Annotated in this window: 16 protein-coding genes; 10 read left to right on the top strand and 6 right to left on the bottom strand. The window is 60.9% G+C overall.

Going from position 1 to position 17,503, the window contains the following annotated elements; translation table 11 throughout:
- Window positions 1–15 precede the first annotated feature (15 nt).
- The 8 genes from HX846_RS00475 to HX846_RS00440 all read left to right on the top strand — a co-directional run bounded on the left by HX846_RS00475 (window position 16) and on the right by HX846_RS00440 (window position 9,777).
- Complete coding sequence (locus HX846_RS00475; RefSeq protein WP_003208028.1) at window positions 16–1,434, top strand: aminotransferase; 1,419 nt, start codon at window positions 16–18, stop codon at window positions 1,432–1,434.
- On the top strand, window positions 1,431–2,348 hold the full coding sequence (locus HX846_RS00470) for a response regulator transcription factor (protein ID WP_003208026.1): 918 nt from the start codon (window positions 1,431–1,433) through the stop codon (window positions 2,346–2,348). Before HX846_RS00475 ends, HX846_RS00470 begins: the two co-directional genes overlap by 4 nt.
- Window positions 2,349–2,435: 87 nt before the next feature.
- On the top strand, window positions 2,436–2,717 hold the full coding sequence (locus HX846_RS00465; RefSeq protein ID WP_003208024.1) for a peptidylprolyl isomerase: 282 nt from the start codon (window positions 2,436–2,438) through the stop codon (window positions 2,715–2,717).
- A gap of 140 nt (window positions 2,718–2,857) precedes the next feature.
- A complete protein-coding gene (locus HX846_RS00460) occupies window positions 2,858–4,717 on the top strand; it encodes an extracellular solute-binding protein (protein ID WP_177117180.1) in 1,860 nt (619 codons plus the stop codon).
- Window positions 4,717–5,778 (top strand): microcin C ABC transporter permease YejB, encoded by a 1,062-nt coding sequence (locus tag HX846_RS00455; RefSeq protein ID WP_003208021.1) that lies wholly within the window; start codon window positions 4,717–4,719, stop codon window positions 5,776–5,778. Before HX846_RS00460 ends, HX846_RS00455 begins: the two co-directional genes overlap by 1 nt.
- Complete coding sequence (locus HX846_RS00450; protein ID WP_003208019.1) at window positions 5,778–6,800, top strand: ABC transporter permease; 1,023 nt, start codon at window positions 5,778–5,780, stop codon at window positions 6,798–6,800. Before HX846_RS00455 ends, HX846_RS00450 begins: the two co-directional genes overlap by 1 nt.
- A gap of 11 nt (window positions 6,801–6,811) precedes the next feature.
- Window positions 6,812–8,383, top strand: a complete 1,572-nt coding sequence (locus HX846_RS00445; RefSeq protein WP_008436992.1) for an ABC transporter ATP-binding protein — start codon at window positions 6,812–6,814, stop codon at window positions 8,381–8,383.
- Window positions 8,380–9,777 carry a sigma-54-dependent Fis family transcriptional regulator gene (locus tag HX846_RS00440; RefSeq protein ID WP_177080228.1) on the top strand — a complete coding sequence of 466 codons (1,398 nt, stop codon included), beginning with the start codon at window positions 8,380–8,382 and terminating at the stop codon, window positions 9,775–9,777. The genes HX846_RS00445 and HX846_RS00440 overlap by 4 nt, the downstream gene beginning before the upstream one ends.
- 148 nt (window positions 9,778–9,925) lie before the next feature.
- Here the strand turns inward: HX846_RS00440 and HX846_RS00435 are convergent, their stop codons facing one another.
- The 4 genes from HX846_RS00435 to HX846_RS00420 form a co-directional block, all read right to left on the bottom strand.
- The gene (locus tag HX846_RS00435) at window positions 9,926–10,840 is read right to left on the bottom strand and encodes an SdiA-regulated domain-containing protein (RefSeq protein ID WP_003213837.1); all 915 of its coding nucleotides are present in this window, start codon (window positions 10,838–10,840) and stop codon (window positions 9,926–9,928) included.
- Between the two features lie 117 nt (window positions 10,841–10,957).
- On the bottom strand, window positions 10,958–11,887 hold the full coding sequence (locus HX846_RS00430; protein WP_178964784.1) for an SdiA-regulated domain-containing protein: 930 nt from the start codon (window positions 11,885–11,887) through the stop codon (window positions 10,958–10,960).
- A gap of 246 nt (window positions 11,888–12,133) precedes the next feature.
- Window positions 12,134–12,799 carry a fumarylacetoacetate hydrolase family protein gene (locus tag HX846_RS00425; protein ID WP_003213842.1) on the bottom strand — a complete coding sequence of 222 codons (666 nt, stop codon included), beginning with the start codon at window positions 12,797–12,799 and terminating at the stop codon, window positions 12,134–12,136.
- A gap of 22 nt (window positions 12,800–12,821) precedes the next feature.
- On the bottom strand, window positions 12,822–14,216 hold the full coding sequence (locus HX846_RS00420) for an FAD-binding oxidoreductase (RefSeq protein WP_003213844.1): 1,395 nt from the start codon (window positions 14,214–14,216) through the stop codon (window positions 12,822–12,824).
- Between the two features lie 204 nt (window positions 14,217–14,420).
- Here HX846_RS00420 and serA point away from each other — a divergent pair, with 204 nt between their 5' ends.
- The gene (gene serA, locus HX846_RS00415) at window positions 14,421–15,650 is read left to right on the top strand and encodes a phosphoglycerate dehydrogenase (RefSeq protein ID WP_003213846.1); all 1,230 of its coding nucleotides are present in this window, start codon (window positions 14,421–14,423) and stop codon (window positions 15,648–15,650) included.
- Between the two features lie 61 nt (window positions 15,651–15,711).
- On the opposite strand, the gene HX846_RS00410 is transcribed toward serA, so the two are convergent.
- Window positions 15,712–16,152 (bottom strand): DUF4399 domain-containing protein, encoded by a 441-nt coding sequence (locus tag HX846_RS00410; protein WP_178964783.1) that lies wholly within the window; start codon window positions 16,150–16,152, stop codon window positions 15,712–15,714.
- A 134-nt stretch (window positions 16,153–16,286) separates the two neighbouring features.
- Here HX846_RS00410 and HX846_RS00405 point away from each other — a divergent pair, with 134 nt between their 5' ends.
- Window positions 16,287–17,066, top strand: coding sequence for a transporter substrate-binding domain-containing protein (locus HX846_RS00405; protein ID WP_177022348.1), 780 nt, complete (start codon window positions 16,287–16,289; stop codon window positions 17,064–17,066).
- 110 nt (window positions 17,067–17,176) lie between these two features.
- Here HX846_RS00405 and HX846_RS00400 read toward each other — a convergent pair.
- The coding region (locus HX846_RS00400) for a DUF523 domain-containing protein (protein ID WP_178964782.1) at window positions 17,177–17,503 on the bottom strand (327 nt) is incomplete at its 5' end.

Raw genomic sequence — 17,503 nt, 5'->3', positions numbered from 1 at the left:
TTGAAGGTAAACGCCATGACCCTGCCAAATCCTGACTTTTTCGCCCAGTTCGACCACGACCAACTGGACGCCGCCGACAAGGCCCATTACATGCACGGTTTTCATATGTTCGACGAACACCGTGAACAAGGCTCACTGAATATCGCGGCGGGTGACGGCGCCTACATCTACGACACCGCCGGCAACCGCTACCTGGATGCGGTCGGCGGCATGTGGTGTACGAATATCGGCCTGGGCCGCGAGGAAATGGCAGACGCCATCGCCAACCAGGTTCGCCAGCTGGCGTACTCCAACCCGTTCTGCGACATGGCCAACGTCACCGCCATCGAACTGTGCGCCAAGCTTGCCAGCCTGGCTCCCGGCGATCTTGATCATGTGTTCCTGACCACCGGCGGTTCCACGGCTGTCGATACCGCCTATCGTCTGGTGCAGTTCTATCAGAACAGTCGCGGCAAGCATGAGAAGAAACACATCATCTCGCGCTTCAGTGCGTATCACGGCTCGACGTTCCTCACGATGTCCATCGGCAACAAGGCCGCCGACCGCGCGCCGGAATTCGATTTCATGAGCGACTTGTTCCACCACATTTCGTGCCCCAACTACTACCGGGCGCCGCAGGGCATGAGCGAGGCGCAGTTCCTCGATTTCCTGGTGGATGAGTTCGAAGACAAGATCCTGACCATCGGCGCCGACAAAGTGGCCGCGTTCTTTGCCGAACCGATCATGGGCTCGGGCGGCGTGATCATTCCGCCCAAGGGTTACCACCGGCGCATGTGGGAAGTCTGCCAACGTTATGACCTGCTCTACGTGGCGGATGAAGTGGTGACGTCCTTCGGCCGGCTGGGAAAATTCTTCGCCTCCCAGGAAGTGTTCGACATGCAACCGGACATCATCACCACCGCCAAGGGCCTGACGTCCGGCTACCTGCCGTTGGGCGCGTGTATTTTCTCGGAGCGCATCTGGCAAGTGATCGGCGAGCCGGGCAAGGGCCGCTGCTTTACCCACGGCTTCACCTACAGCGGCCACCCGGTGAGTTGCGTGGCGGCGCTGAAGAACATCGAGATCATCGAGCGGGAAAACCTGCTGGCCCACGTCGAAGACGTCGGCGTGTACCTCGAACAGCGCCTGCAAACCCTGGCCAACCTGCCGCTGGTGGGCGATGTGCGCTGCCAGCGGCTGATGGCCTGCATTGAGTTCGTCGCCGACAAGCACACCAAGGCGCTGCTGCCGGACGCGGTGAACATCGGCGAGAAGATCCACCTGCGGGCCCAGGCCAAAGGCTTGCTGGTACGGCCCATTGGCCACCTGAATGTGATGTCGCCGCCGCTGATCATCACCCATGCCCAGGTGGATCAAGTGGTGGAAATCCTGCGCCAGTGCATCCTCGACACCGCCGAAGAGCTGCGCCAGAGCGGCGAGTATCAAGGCCGATGAGCCTGGGCGCCCCGGTGCTTTTGCCGGGGCCCTGGCCGGCGGGTAGACTGGCCGGCATGAACGAGCATGCCGATCACTGCCCTGCCCCGTCCTTCCAGGTGCTTGACGCCTGGAATGGTGCGTTGGCCCACGCCTTCGCCAGCGTCGACGAAGCGTCATTCCTTGAACACCTGGCCTGCGCCCTCAGTGCGCTGACCCCTATCGAATCGATGATGATCAGCCTGGAGCGCCAGGGCCAGGCGCCACACTTGCTCTACCAGCAAGGCATCCCCCGGCCGCACTACGAAGAGATCATCAACCGTTACTTCTCCCGGGGCTACCTGCTGGACCCGTTCTGCCTCGCGGTAGACAAGGGCCTGGCCGAAGGTTTCTACCACCTGGCGCAGATCGCCCCGGACGATTTCTTCAACAGCGAGTACTACAAAACCTACTACCTGCGCAGCGGCGGCGCCCAAGAGAGCTACTACATCGTCGACCTGTGCCCCAACAGCAAGATTTCGTTGTGCATGTTCCAGGGGCTGAGTGCCGGCCAGTTCAGCGACGAACAACTGACACTGCAACGAACCGCCCAACCCATCGTGCGCGAACTGCTGCGCCGCTTCGGCACCACGGGCGGGCTGTGCAAGGTGATCAGCGACGAGGCCTTCACCCAGACCCAGGTGCATCAGCAGATTGAAGCGGCGTTCATGCATTTTGGCAGCGGCGTATTGACCGTGCGCGAACGGGAAATCGCCCACCTGATATTGCGTGGGCACTCGGTGAAATCCACCGCGCAGGTGCTGGGCATTTCCCCGGAAACCGTGCGCATGCACCGCAAGCATTTGTATACCAAGCTTGAAATCAACTCCCAGGCGGAGCTGTTTGCGCTGTTTATCGATTGGCTGACCCACAGCGGCGTAATGGCCCGATCCTGACCGTCCAGGCAACCCAGGGGAACTTTGCCAGGAAATAACCACCTGAATCCGGTACGCTCAGCATTTTTACCCAAGGAGATACCCCTCATGGCCAAAGCCACCGCCCGTCACATCCTCGTTGCCACCGAAGACAAGTGCAACGAACTGAAAGCGCAAATCGAAGGCGGCGCCGACTTCGCCGAAGTTGCCAAAGCCAACTCGTCCTGCCCGTCCAGCCGTCAAGGCGGCGACCTCGGTTCGTTCGGCCCGGGCCAAATGGTCAAGGAATTCGACACCGTCGTATTCAGCGCCCCGGTCAACACCGTGCAAGGCCCAGTGAAAACCCAGTTCGGTTATCACCTGCTGGAAGTAACCAGCCGTCAGGACTGATCCAGTCCGCGCTAATGTTTAAAACAACGGCCCACCCTTTGGTGGGCCGTTGTGCATCTGTGACAGTGTGATGACTGGCGAGGCGTACGCGCATAGCGTACAAATCCCTTTACCTCTTCACCCGGCGCCCAAGGCTGATAATGCGAGTCGCTTTTTCTACCCTGTTTTGCTCCACCCTGGCCCTGTTGCTGGCCAGCACCGCCGTGATCGCCGCGCCGCAATCGGCATTGACCGTGTACGGCGAGCCGGCCAAATACCAACCCGGCTTCACCCATTTCGACTACGCCAACCCCAATGCCCCCAAGGGCGGCAGCCTGCGGCGTTCGGCGATCGAAATCGGGCGCTACGACCATGTACTGCCTTATGGCGACAAAGGCATCGGGGTCAGCCAGGTCGATGGCTGGCTGTATTCGCCCCTGGCCCTGCGTTCGCTGGACGAGCCCTACACGGTCTACGGCCTGGTGGCGGAAAAGATGGAGCGGTCAGACGACGGTCTGTCCCTGCGTTTCTACCTGAACCCCAAGGCGCGTTTCGCCGATGGCCAACCGATCACCGCCGAAGACGTGCGTTACTCCTTTGACCTGCTGATGACCCAGGGCAGCCTGCGCTACCGCACGCTGTTCGCCGACGTCAAACACGTCGAAGTCGAAGGCCTGCGCCAGGTGCGCTTCGATTTCTCCAGCAACGAAAACCGCACCCTGCCCCTGGATGTCGCGACCCTGCCGGTGTTCCCCGAGCATTGGTGGAAGACCCGCAACTTCGCCGACGGCGGCGGCTACGAGATTCCCCTCGGCAGCGGCCCCTACACCATCAGCAAGGTGGATGCCGGCAACACCATCACGTTCAAGCGTGACCCGAACTGGTGGGGCAAGGACCTGCCCATCAGCCGCGGCCTGTACAACTTCGATCACCTGAGCCTGGAATACTTCGGCGACACCGAAGTCGCGCGCCAGGTCCTGCGGGGCGGTGCCTACGACTTCAACCGCGAATTCTCCGCCACCGGCTACTCCATCGGCTACAACGGCCCGGCCCTCGATGATGGCCGCCTGCAACGCGCGCACCTGGCCAAGGAGGCACCGCAGCCGGCCCAGGGCTACGTGTTCAACGTGCAAAAACCGATGTTCAAGGACCGCCGCGTGCGCCAGGCCCTGGCCATGCTGTGGGACTTCGAGTGGGCCAACCGGCAGATGATGCGCAACATGTACATCCGCCAGCAGAGCTTCTTCTCCAACAGCCCGCTGGCGGCGACCCAACTGCCGGATGCCCAGGAACTGGCGATTCTGGAACCTTTGCGCGGGCAGATTCCCGACGAAGTCTTCACCCAGGTGTTCAAGGCCCCCACCACCGACGGTACCGGGATGATCCGCGACAAGCAGCTGCAAGCCCTGGCCCTGCTGGAACAGGCCGGCTGGAAGCCCGACGGTGACAAGCTGGTGAATGCCGAGGGCGAGCCGCTGGAGTTCACCTTCCTCAACGCCCAGAACGGCCTTGAGCGCCTGTTGTTGCCGTACAAGCGCAACCTGGCGCAGATCGGCATCACCCTCAACATCCGCCGCATTGACTCCTCGCAATACGTCAACCGCCTGATGGCCCGGGACTACGACATGATCGTCACCGGCTTCCCGGTTACCACTTCGCCGGGGATGGAGCTGTACAACTACTTCGGTTCGGCCGCCGCGTTTGATACCGGCGCCAACAACTACATGGTGCTGAAAGACCCGGCCGTCGACAGCCTGATCAACGGCCTGGTCAAGGCTGATACCCAGTCGCTGATGCTCAGTTACGCCCACGCCCTGGACCGCGTGCTGCAATGGAATTACCTGTGGATCCCCAACTACTACCCGCCGGGCACCTCCGCCGCGTGGTGGAACCGCTTCGGCCGCCCGGCCGTGGAAGCCAAGACCGATGAGGCCCTGGAAACCTGGTGGGAAATCAGCCCCACACCGCTCACTAACGAGCAGATGAAAGCCGAACTGACCAAACGCCCGGGAGCCCGCTGATGTTTGCCTATATCGTGCGGCGCTTGCTGCTGATCATTCCCACCCTGGTGATTATCCTGCTGGTGAATTTCGTTATCGTGCAGGCCGCGCCCGGCGGGCCGGTGGAACAGGCCATCGCCCACCTGCAAGGTATCGGCGGCGGTGGCGTCGGCGGCTCGTCTGCCGAAAGCCTCAGCAGCGGCTCCCGGGCCAGCCGTGGCCTGGACCCGAAACTGATCAAGGACATCGAAAAACAATACGGCTTCGACAAGCCCGCGCCGGAACGCCTGTGGCTGATGCTCAAGAGCTACGCCCAGCTGGACTTCGGCAACAGTTTCTTCCGTGGCAAAAGCGTGACCGACCTGATCCTCGAAAAGATGCCGGTGACCATTTCCCTCGGCCTGTGGGCCACCTTGATCACCTACCTGGTGTCGATCCCGCTGGGGATTCGCAAGGCGGTGCGCCATGGCAGCAGTTTTGATGTGTGGAGCAGCACCGCGATCGTGATTGGCTATGCGATGCCGGCGTTCCTGTTTGCGATGTTCCTGATCGTGGTGTTCGCCGGCGGCACTTCGTTGAACTGGTTTCCGGTGCGCGGGCTGGTCTCGGAAAACTTCGACCAGTTGAGCACCGTCGGCAAGATCGCCGATTACTTCTGGCACCTGGTACTGCCGGTCAGCGCCCTGGTGATCGGCGGCTTCGCCACCTTGACCATCCTCACGAAAAACTCGTTCCTCAATGAAATCACCCGCCAGTACGTGGTCACCGCCCGGGCCAAAGGCTTGAGTGAACGCCGGGTGCTTTACGGGCATGTGTTTCGCAATGCCATGCTGCTGGTGATCTCGGGGATTCCCCAGGCATTTATCGCGGTGTTCTTTGCCGGCTCGCTGCTGATCGAGGTGATCTTCTCCCTCGACGGCCTCGGTCGCATGAGCTACGAAGCTGCAGTTTCACGGGATTATCCGGTGGTGTTCGGTTCGTTGTTTATCTTCACGCTGTTTGGCCTTTTGATAAAACTCATCGGTGACCTCTGCTACACCCTGGTGGACCCGCGTATCGACTTCGCCGCGAGGAACGCCTGATGCTCAAGCTCTCTCCCGTGGCCCGTCGGCGCTTTGAACGCTTCAAGAAAAACCGCCGCGGCTGGTGGTCGCTGTGGCTGTTTATCGGCCTGTTTATCCTGACCCTCGGCGGCGAGTTGATCGCCAATGACAAACCCCTGGTGCTCAGCTACCAGAACGAGCTGTATTTCCCGGTGTTCAAGCGCTACACCGAGCAGGAGTTCGGCGGGCAACTGCCGTTCCAGGCGGATTACCGCAGTGAATACGTGCAGAACCTGATCAAGAAGGACGGCGGCTGGATGCTGTTCCCGCCAATCCCGTTCAGCGACGACACCCCCAACTATGAGCTGACCCGCCCTGCCCCCAGCCCGCCATCGAGCGTGAACTGGCTGGGCACCGATGACCAATCCCGCGACGTGCTGGCGCGGGTGATCTTCGGTGCCCGGGTGTCGATTCTGTTTGCCCTGGCTCTCACCGCCATCAGCGCCGCCATCGGCATCGCCGCCGGTGCCTTGCAGGGATATTACGGCGGCTGGGTCGACTTGCTCGGGCAACGAATATTGGAAGTGTGGTCCGGACTGCCGGTGCTGTATCTGTTGATCATCCTGTCAGGGTTTGTCGAACCGAATTTCTGGTGGCTGCTGGGGATCATGGCGCTGTTTTCCTGGCTGGCCCTGGTGGACGTGGTGCGCGCCGAGTTCCTGCGGGGGCGCAACCTGGAGTACGTCAAGGCCGCGCGGGCGTTGGGCCTGGGGGACGGCAAGATCATCCGCCGGCATATCCTGCCGAACGCGATGACCGCTACCCTGAGCTACCTGCCGTTCATTTTGACCGGGGCGATTTCTACCCTGAGCGCCCTGGATTTCCTCGGTTTCGGCATGCCCGCCGGCAGCGCGTCACTGGGTGAGCTGATCGCCCAGGGCAAGCAGAACCTGCAAGCGCCGTGGCTGGGGCTGACCGCGTTTTTCACCCTGGCGCTGATCCTGTCGTTGCTGGTGTTTATCGGCGAGGCGTTACGTGACGCCTTCGACCCACGCTCATGAAGGCCGTTGAGATGACTGAAAACCTGATCGAGATTCGCGACCTGAGTGTCGCCTTCAACGGCCAGACGGTGGTGCGCAAGCTGTGCCTGGACGTGCGCCCCGGCGAGTGCCTGGCGCTGGTGGGCGAGTCGGGTTCGGGCAAATCGGTGACCGCCCATTCGATCCTGCAACTGCTGCCCGAAGCCGGCACCGAAACCACCGGCTCGGTGCGCTATCGCGGCCAGGAACTGCTCGGCGCCTCGCCCGCCACCCTGCAAAAACTGCGGGGCAACCGGATTGCGATGATCTTCCAGGAGCCGATGACGTCCCTGAATCCGCTGCACAGCATCGAGAAGCAGATCGGCGAAACCCTGCTGTTGCACAAGGGCCTGGGCGGCAAACAGGCCCAGGCGCGGATCCTCGAATTGCTCGAACTGGTGGGCATCCAGAAGCCCCGGGAACGCCTCAAGGCCTACCCCCACCAACTCTCCGGCGGCCAGCGCCAGCGGGTGATGATCGCCATGGCCCTGGCCTGTGAACCGGAACTGCTGATTGCCGATGAGCCGACGACTGCACTGGATGTGACGGTGCAGCGCAAGATCCTGCTGCTGCTCAAGTCCCTGCAACAACGCCTGGGCATGTCGCTGCTGCTGATCAGCCACGACCTCAACCTGGTGCGCAGCATTGCCCAGCGGGTGTGCGTGATGAAGGCCGGGGAAATTGTCGAACAGGCGGATTGCGAAACCCTGTTCTGCGCCCCGCAGCACCCTTACAGCCGCCTGCTGCTGGATGCTGAACCGGCAGGCATCGTCTTGAATCACGAGGCGCGGGAGACGGTGTTGCAGGTGGATAACCTGAGTGTGCAGTTCCCGCTGGGCGGCGGACTGTTCCGGCGCAAGCAGTACCTGCAAGCGGTGGATGGCATCAGCCTGGAGGTACAGCGCGGCAAGACACTGGGGATTGTCGGCGAGTCCGGCTCGGGCAAATCCACCCTGGGCCAGGCGATTCTGCGGCTGCTGGATTCCAGCGGCGCGATTCGCTTCCAGGGCGAGGCCCTCGACGGCCTGACGCAAAAGCAGATGCAACCGTGGCGCAAGCAGATGCAGGTGGTGTTCCAGGACCCGTTCGGCAGCCTCAGCCCGCGGATGTCGGTGGCGCAGATCATCAGCGAAGGCCTGGAAGTGCATGCGCCGTGCAGCCTCAAGGACCGCGAAGCCCAAGTGATTCGCGTGCTGGAAGACGTGGGCCTGGACCCTGCCAGCCGCCATCGCTACCCCCATGAATTCTCCGGCGGCCAGCGCCAGCGCATCGCCATCGCACGTGCGCTGGTGCTCAAGCCGGCGCTGATCCTGCTGGACGAACCCACTTCTGCACTGGACCGTACCGTGCAGAAACAGGTGGTCGCCCTGCTGCTTGAGCTGCAGGAAAAGTACGGCCTGACGTACCTGTTTATCAGCCATGACCTCGCGGTGGTGCGGGCCCTGGCCCACGACATGATCGTGATCAAGGACGGCAAGGTGGTGGAACGCGGGCCCAGCGATGAAGTGTTTGCCGCGCCTCAACACCCTTACACCCGGGAACTCCTCGCGGCGGCGCACCCATGAGCACCACTGGCAGCCTCAAGGATTACCAATACGTTCGCGGCCTGGCGATCCAGTCGCTGTTCGAGATCATCGAGCAGTCCAGCGAAGGCACGGTGATTGTCGACGGTGACGCGAACATCGTCTGGATGAACGAGCGCTACGCCAAGCGCTTCGGCCTGAAAAGCGCCGACGAAGCCATCGGGCAACCCTGCGAGCAGGTGATTTCCAACAGCCTGTTGCGCCAGGTGGTGCGTAACGACCAGCCGATATTGCTGGATATCCAGGACACGCCCAAAGGCCCGCTGGTGGTGATGCGCCTGCCGATCCATGACGACGCCGGCAAGGTGATCGGCGCCATCGGGTTTGCGTTGTTTGATGAGCTGCGCAACCTGTCGCCGCTGATCGAGCGCTACCTGAGCATGCAGCAGGAACTGGCTTCCACTCGGTCGCTGCTGAGGTCGCGGCAGAGTAAATACAACTTCGCGCACTTTATCGGCACCAGCGCGGCCAGCCTGGAAGTCAAACGTCGGGCGCGGCGCAGTGCGAGCGCGGAGTCGCCAGTGTTGCTGCTGGGGGAAACCGGGACCGGCAAGGAGCTGCTGGCCCAGGCGATTCACGGTGCATCGCCTCGCGCCCATAAAGCTTTCGTCAGCATCAACAGCGCAGCCATCCCGCATGATTTGCTGGAGGCGGAATTCTTCGGCACGGCGCCCGGCGCATTTACCGGTGCCGACCGCAAGGGCCGACCCGGCAAGTTGCAGATTGCCCAGGGCGGCACGCTGTTTCTGGATGAGATCGGCGACATGCCGCTACCACTGCAAAGCAAATTGCTGCGGGTGTTGCAGGAGAAAGAGTTCGAGCCGGTGGGCTCCAACGAGATGATCCACAGCGATGTGCGGGTGATTGCGGCCACGTCCATGGACCTGGAAGCGGCAATCAAGCGCGGGGAGTTTCGGGCGGACCTGTATTACCGGCTGAATGTGCTGCCGATCCAGGTGCCGCCGTTGCGCGCGCGGCTGGATGATTTGCCGGCGTTGAGCGAGGCGATTCTGGAGGAGTTGCGCAGCCAGCATGAGCTGGACCGCGAGGCCTTGGCGTTATTGGCGCAGCATGCGTGGCCGGGGAATATCCGCGAGCTGCGCAATGTGCTGGAGCGGGCGGCACTGTTGAGTGATGACCTGGTGCTGGACGCCAGTGAAATTCGCGCAGCAATTGGTACATTCAGCCCGGTTGAGCAGAGTTTGATAGAAACCGTTGAGGGCGAGAGTTTCAGCGCGGCCCGGGAGCGGTTTGATCGGCAGGTGATTGGGGCGGCGTTGAAGCACTGTGAGGGGAATGTGGTGGAGGCGGCGAAGCGGCTGGGGCTGGGTCGGTCGACCTTGTACAAGAAAATGGTTGCCTTGGGCATCGCCTAGTCTCCAAAAAGAGACACAATTCCAAATACAGAGAAAATCCAATGTGGGAGCGGGCTTGCTCGCGAATGCGGTGTGTCAGTGCCTGAATTACTGCCTGATACACCGCATTCGCGAGCAAGCCCGCTCCCACATTTGTTCTGCACATGACTCAAGACTTGGTTTTTTTGAATACATAGAAAAGATTGGGCTCACTGACCATGTACAACGTGCCGTCGTTGTCCATGGCGATCCCCTCGGCCTGAGGCACGCGCTGCTTCAGGCCATGGCGCCCCTTGAGCAGCGACAGGCTGCTCAGGGGGCGACCGTCGATATCCAGTTCCAGCACCAAAAATGACTCATCCGACAGCGCCAGCAGATGACCGCTACGCTCGTCGTATTGCAGGCTCGACAGGTCGCGCACAAACAACCCGGCATCGCGCTTGGGGTTGTTGATCACGTGCACCGAGTAGGTTTTTTCCGGTTTGAAATGCGGAAAGCCGTGGACCTCGTAGATCAGCATCGGGTCGCGTTCCTTGGCCACAAACAGGCGCTTGCCCACCGAGTCATAGGCCAGGCCTTCGAAGCCCTTGTTGCCGCCCAAGTGCACGCCGAGGGTCATTTGCTCGGCGTCGGCGGCATCGAGGAATTGGGTGTCGTCATCCACGTGGACCTTGATCAGCCGCTGCTGGCGTTCGTCGCTGATCACGTAGGTGTTGTCGCTGATGTACTCCACGGCCTCGGCATCGCCAAACCCCACCAGCGCAATGCGCCGCAGGATTTTGCCGTCCAGGGACAGTTCGACCAGCTCAGCGTTCTTGTTGGTCACGGTAAACAGGCTGTTGCGCACCGGATCAAAGGTCAGTGCCGAGACATCATCGTTGAGGCCGTCGATCACCTGCGCCTCCAGGGCCACCCGGTAATCCCCAAGGCCAATGGAGTGCTCCCCGGCGGGATTGCGCCAGGATTGCCAGTTGAACCAGGCACGCTCGAACAGGCGCAATTGCTGGGCAACCACACCGCACGCCACCAGGGCGATCAGGATCAGGATAAAAAAAGCAGGTTTGGGGCGGGCAAGTCGACGCATCGGGCGGGGCTCAGAGTAAAAACTGGCGAATGAATATCACGGTCGCCTGAATTTAAACTTAAACGCCCCGGGTGTCTGGCGGATGCCGCAGATAGAGAAAAATCTGACGTAATCGAACTACTGCGCTTGCTTCTCGAAGCGATAGAACAGGTTCGGCTCGCTGACCATATACAGCGTGCCGTTCTCGTCCATGGTCACGCCTTCGGCACGCGGGATGGTGTTCTTCAAGCCATTGAAGCCGCCGAGCAAGGTCATGAAGCTGACCTGCTCGCCCTTCTCGTCCAGTTCCAGCAACAGATGGGAGTCCGCCGACAGCGCCAGCAGGTGGCCGGTACGCGGGTCGACGGTCAGCGCCGACAGGTTGCGCATGTCCAGTTCAGTGCTGGCGAGCTTTTGCTTGGCGCCGGAGAGGGTCTGGCTGCCGTCGCTTTTCCAGGTGAACAGGGCCGGTGGGCGTTCTTCGCCGAGGATCAGCTGTTGGTTGCGCTTGTCCCAGGTCACCGCCTCAAAGGCTTTGTTCTGGTCCTTGGACGGGCCCAGGTCATAGGACGGGAAGTCGGCTTTGTTCAACTGCTGGGTCTGTGGGTCGACCTTGACGATGGTCAGGCTGTGCTGGCGCTCATCGACCACGGCCATCAGGCCGTTTTCCATCATGGTCACGCCTTCCGGGTTGTTCCAGCCGTTGAGCGGCATCTTGCGCAGCACGTCGCCTTGCAGGGTCAGTTCAACCAGGAACGGGTTCTTGCCCATCACCGAGAACAGGGTCTTGGTCAGCGGGTTATAGGCGAGGTCCGAGGCTTCGTCCTTCTCCATGCCGGGCAGCAGCTTGGCGTCGATCACCGCGTGGTAGTCCGGGAGCCAGACGCTTTCCAGGCGCTCGGCCGGGGTTTCGAAACCCTCCGCCAGCCACAACACGCCACGGTCGTCCCAGTGCATCGCCCAGGCCACGCCGTAAATGATCGCGCCGGAGAGGAACAGCCAGGAATACCAGCGCATGGCAAGGCGTGAACGAAACGTGGGTTTTACGGATGGGAGAGGCACGGCCATTACGCTTTCCAGAAAGTCAGCTTTAGGGGATAGCACAGGATCAAAAGGTCCGCGCGCAGGAGGCTGAGGATTATCCGGATGGGGTGTGAAAAAAATGCAAAAACACGATTGGGTGGCAGTACACAGATCAAATGTGGGAGCGGGCTTGCTCGCGAATGCGGAGTATCAGTCACTGAATCTGTCACTGATACACCGCTTTCGCGAGCAAGCCCGCTCCCACATTTTTGACCGCGTTTCGCCAGGTATTCAGCGAACGCTGCTTTCGAAGCGGCTCACACCCGGCAATTCCAGCACCAGCTCGTCACCCACATTCAGCGGGCCCACGCCTGCCGGCGTACCGGTGAGGATCACATCCCCGGCCTGCAACGAGAAGCAGCCGGCCATGTACTGGATCATCGGGATGATCGGGTTGAGCATGATCGCGCTGTTGCCGTCCTGGCGCACTTCGCCGTTGATGGTCAGGCGGATGCCGATATCCGTCACATCCGGGAAAGTGCTGCCGACCACGAACGGGGCAATCACCGCCGCACCGTCAAACGACTTGGCGATTTCCCACGGCAGGCCCTTGGCTTTCAGCTCGGCCTGTTTGTCCCGCAGGGTCAGGTCCAGGGCCGGGGCGAAGCCGGAGATGGCGTCCAGCACTTCCTCGCGGCTCGGTTTGGCCGACAACGGCTTGCCGATCAACACCGCGATTTCCGCTTCGTAATGCACCGAACCGCGCTCGGTAGGGATGGCAAAACCGCCTTCCAGTGCCACTACGCAACTGCCGGGCTTGATAAACAGCAGCGGCTCGGTCGGTACCGGGTTATCCAGTTCCTTGGCGTGTTCGGCGTAGTTACGCCCGATGCACACCACCTTCCCCAGGGGAAAGTGAATATTGGTGCCGTCGACATACTTGTGCTGGTAGCTCATGGACCGACTCCTTCAGGGACTGTTAAACAGCGAAAATCTTGCCCGGGTTCATGATCCCGTTCGGGTCGAACACCGCTTTCACTGCCTTCATGTATTCAATTTCAACCGGCGAACGGCTGTAGGTCAGGTAATCGCGCTTGGTCATGCCCACGCCGTGTTCGGCGGAGATCGAGCCGTTGTACTTCTGCACGGTCTCGAACACCCACTTGTTGACGGTGGCGCACTTGGCGAAGAACTCGTCCTTGCTCAGGTTTTCCGGCTTGAGGATGTTCAGGTGCAGGTTGCCGTCGCCGATGTGGCCGAACCAGACGATTTCGAAGTCCGGGTAGTGTTCGCCGACAATCGCGTCGATTTCCTTCAGGAAGGCTGGCACTTTCGACACAGTCACCGAAATGTCGTTCTTGTACGGCGTCCAGTGGGAGATGGTCTCGGAGATGTACTCGCGCAGCTTCCACAGGTTGTGCAGTTGGGTTTCGCTCTGGCTCATCACGCCGTCCAGCACCCAGCCCTGCTCGACGCAGTGTTCGAACGTGGCCAGGGCATCGTTGGCCACTTCTTCGGTGGTCGCTTCAAATTCCAGCAGCGCGTAGAACGGGCAGTCGGATTCGAACGGCGCCGGCACGTCGCCACGACCGAGGACTTTGGCCAGGGCCTTGTCGGAAAAGAATTCGAAGGCGGTCAGGTCCAGCTTGCTCTGGAAGGCGTGCAACACCGGCATGATCGAGTCGAAATCGGTGGTGCCGAGCACCATCGCGGTGAGGTTTTTCGGCGCCCGGTCCAGGCGCATGGTCGCTTCGACCACAAAGCCCAGGGTGCCTTCAGCGCCGATGAACAGCTGGCGCATGTCGTAGCCGGTGGCGTTCTTGATCAGGTCTTTGTTCAACTCCAGCAGGTCGCCCTTGCCGGTGACGACTTTCATACCGGCCACCCAGTTACGGGTCATGCCGTAGCGAATGACCTTGATCCCGCCGGCATTGGTGCCGATATTGCCGCCAATCTGGCTGGAACCCGACGAGGCGAAATCCACCGGGTAGTACAGGCCTTTTTCTTCGGCGACGTTCTGCAATTGCTTGGTGACCACACCCGGCTGGCACACGGCGGTGCGGTCGGTGAGGTTCACGTCGAGAATCTGGTTCATATAGTCGAACGACACAACCACTTCGCCATTCGCAGCGACGGCAGCGGCCGACAGGCCGGTACGGCCACCGGACGGCACCAGCGCGACCTTGTGCTCATTGGCCCAACGGACGATGGCCTGCACCTGCTCGGTAGTCTTCGGGAAGACGATGGCCACCGGGGCCGGCGCGAAATGCTTGGTCCAGTCCTTGCCATAAGCTTCAAGGGAGTCAGCATCGGTCAGGACCTTGCCAGGCTCAACCAGGGTCTTCAGCTCATCAATCAGGGCAGGATGGGTCATCGACAGAACTCTCGAACAATTCATGGTCATCCTGAGAACGCTTCACGTCGCAGGAATGGGTGTTTAGCGGGGCACGTATGCTAGCATACCGCCCCCGCAGGATAGTGCCCAAGGGCGTTCTGCGGTGACGGCTTTCCTGCCGTCCGGGTCAGCTTACGTGATCCGATTCCCTGCCATTTTTCTCCGGGATACAGGTTTACGCAGATGAGCAAGACTTCTCTCGATAAGAGCAAGATCAAGTTCCTTCTTCTGGAAGGCGTCCACCCATCGGCCGTCGAAGTCCTGAAGGCCGCCGGGTACACCAGCATTGAGTACATCACCAGTTCTCTGCCGGAAGCCCAGCTCAAGGAAAAGATCGCCGACGCGCACTTTATCGGCATTCGCTCCCGCACTCAGCTGACCGAAGAGATCTTCGATCACGCCAAGAAGTTGGTAGCTGTCGGCTGTTTCTGCATCGGCACCAACCAGGTCGACCTCAACGCAGCGCGCGAGCGCGGCATCGCGGTGTTCAACGCACCGTACTCCAACACCCGCTCCGTTGCTGAGCTGGTATTGGCCGAGGCGATCCTGTTGCTGCGCGGTATTCCCGAGAAGAACGCTTCCTGCCACCGTGGCGGCTGGATCAAGAGCGCAGCCAACTCCTTCGAAATCCGCGGCAAGAAGCTGGGTATCGTCGGTTACGGCTCGATCGGTACTCAACTGTCGGTACTGGCCGAAGGCCTGGGCATGCAGGTGTTCTTCTACGACACCCTGACCAAGCTGCCATTGGGCAACGCCACCCAGGTGTCGAGCCTGACCGAGCTGCTGGGCATGTCCGACATCGTGACCCTGCACGTACCGGAAACCGCTGAGACCCAGTGGATGATCGGCGAGAAGGAAATCCGCGCCATCAAGAAGGGCGGGATCCTGATCAACGCTGCACGCGGCACCGTGGTCGAGCTGGACGCCCTGGCCGACGCGATCAAGGACAAGCACCTGATCGGCGCCGCCATCGACGTGTTCCCGGTTGAGCCGCGCTCTAACGACGACATCTTCGAAAGCCCGCTGCGTGGCCTGGACAACGTGATCCTGACCCCGCACATCGGCGGTTCCACCGCAGAAGCCCAAGCCAACATCGGCCTGGAAGTGTCGGAGAAACTGGTCAAGTACAGCGACAACGGTACGTCGGTGTCCTCGGTCAACTTCCCGGAAGTGGCTCTGCCGGCGCACCCTGGCAAGCACCGTCTGCTGCACATCCACCAGAACATCCCTGGCGTGATGATGGAGATCAACAAGGTCTTCGCGGAAAACGGCATCAACATTTCCGGTCAGTTCCTGCAGACCAACGAGAAAGTCGGCTACGTGGTTATCGACGTAGACGCCGAGTATTCGGACCTGGCGCAAGAGAAGCTGCAACACATCAACGGCACTATCCGTAGCCGCGTGTTGTTCTAATCGCTAAACGCGCATAAAAAAGGGAGACCCTCGGGTCTCCCTTTTTTTGTCTGAACAAATCTTACTTGACGTTAACCGTGATGACTTTCGAGGCTACAGTCGGGTTGAACTGCATGTGCAGTTTGTCGCCGGCTACCAGTTGCAGCGTGTGCTTGCCTGGGGTGAGGGTCAGCTCGGTTTCGGTCTGGGCCTTGCCGTAGTGGATCACGGTGTCGGTGGCCGGGATCGGCAAGCTGGCATCCGGCAACTCTTTCTGGTCGATCAGCAGGTGGTGGTGGCCGGTGCCCGGGTCCTGGCTGGTGGCCGGGGCCAGTTTCAGGCCTTCCATGCCGAATTTCACGGTGAAGGTTTTATCGACAGTGGCGCCATCTTTGGGCGACACGATGAACACTTTGGCACCTTCTGGTGGAGCGCTGCGCGGGATGCCATCAGCAGCGGTCGCCAGCATCGAAGCGCCCAGCAATAGGCTGGCCAGGGTTGCACGGGTCAAAAAGGCTTTCATTCACTTCTCCAGTTTTTCCGGGAAATCTGTAGGGTTATGACAACTTCGCGACAAATTGCTGTCCAAGGCATTCAACACCATAGCAAAGCGAGCCTGAACAACGCTTCGCTCATTCGAATTCTTTAGGAGCGACCATGCGTTTCCTGCCTGGCCTGTTACTTTTACTGCCCCTTGCAAGTCCCTTGGCCCATGCCGAACTGATCGACGATGTATTTGACCGCGGGGAACTGCGCATCGCAATGGAAGCCAACACCCCGCCCTTCAACTTCAAGGAAGGCGACAAACTCACCGGTTTTGAAGTGGAGCTGGGTGAGTTGCTGGCCAAGGAAATGGACGTACGCCCCTCCTTTATCACTGTCGATGCCGCCGAGTTGCTGCCCGGCGTGGAAAGCGCCAAGTACGACGTGGCCATCAACCATATCGCTATGACTCCTGAACTGGCGGATCGTTTCGACTTCAGCGAGCCCTACAGCTACTCCAGCGCACAGCTGATCGTGCGCAAGCAGGAACAGCGCCCGTTGGGCAGCTTTGCGGCGCTCAAGGGCAAGGCGTTGGGCGTGGCCCAGGGCAGCCAGTTTGTGGAGCAGGCGCGCACCGCCGAGGGCGTTGATTTGCGCAGCTATGCCGATGCCAGGCAGCCGCTCAAGGACGTTGCCGATCAACAGATCGATGCCGCCATCAGTGATCGGCTGCTGATTCCCTACGCGATTCGCGACAGCCAGCTGCCGGTGAAGGAAGGCGCAGACGTCGGCCCGACGCTGAGCCTGGCGATTCCGTTCCAGAAGGGTAACCCGGCGTTCAAGGCCAGCCTGGACAAGGCCCTGCAACGAGTGAAGGCCGATGGCCGGCTGGCGGCGTTGTCGGAGAAGTGGTTCGGGATGGATGCGAGCAAGCCGGTGAAAAAGGCCGAATAAACGACTCGGTCAATGTGGGAGCGGGCTTGCTCGCGAATGCGGTGGCTCGGCTTGAGCATCGGGTGACTGACACTGCGCTTTCGCGAGCAAGCCCGCTCCCACATGTTGATCTATGTCGGGCTTGAGCATTTTGCCAGGGCCGCTGCCGCTTCGGGCAATTCCAGCTCACTGAACACCAGCACCCCATGGCGCTTGAGCAAGGCCGCCGTCACGCCTTCGCCCGTGACCTTCACGCCGGTGAAGGTGCCGTCATAGGTCAGCAGATTGCCGCACGACGGGCTGTTGGCCTTGAGTACGGCGACGCGGATATTGTGACGCTGTACCAGCGCCAATGCCTGGCGGGCGCCATCGAGGAACGCTTCGCTGAAGTCTTCCCCCTGGGCCGTCAGCACCTGGGCGCGGCCTTCCCACACGTCAATCCCCTGCCCGCCCGGGAT

This window comes from Pseudomonas sp. K5002, from assembly GCF_013386655.1.
Lineage (GTDB): Bacteria > Pseudomonadota > Gammaproteobacteria > Pseudomonadales > Pseudomonadaceae > Aquipseudomonas.
The sequence above is the reverse complement of the archived record's forward strand: the minus strand, read 5'-3'. Positions and strand labels throughout refer to the sequence as shown.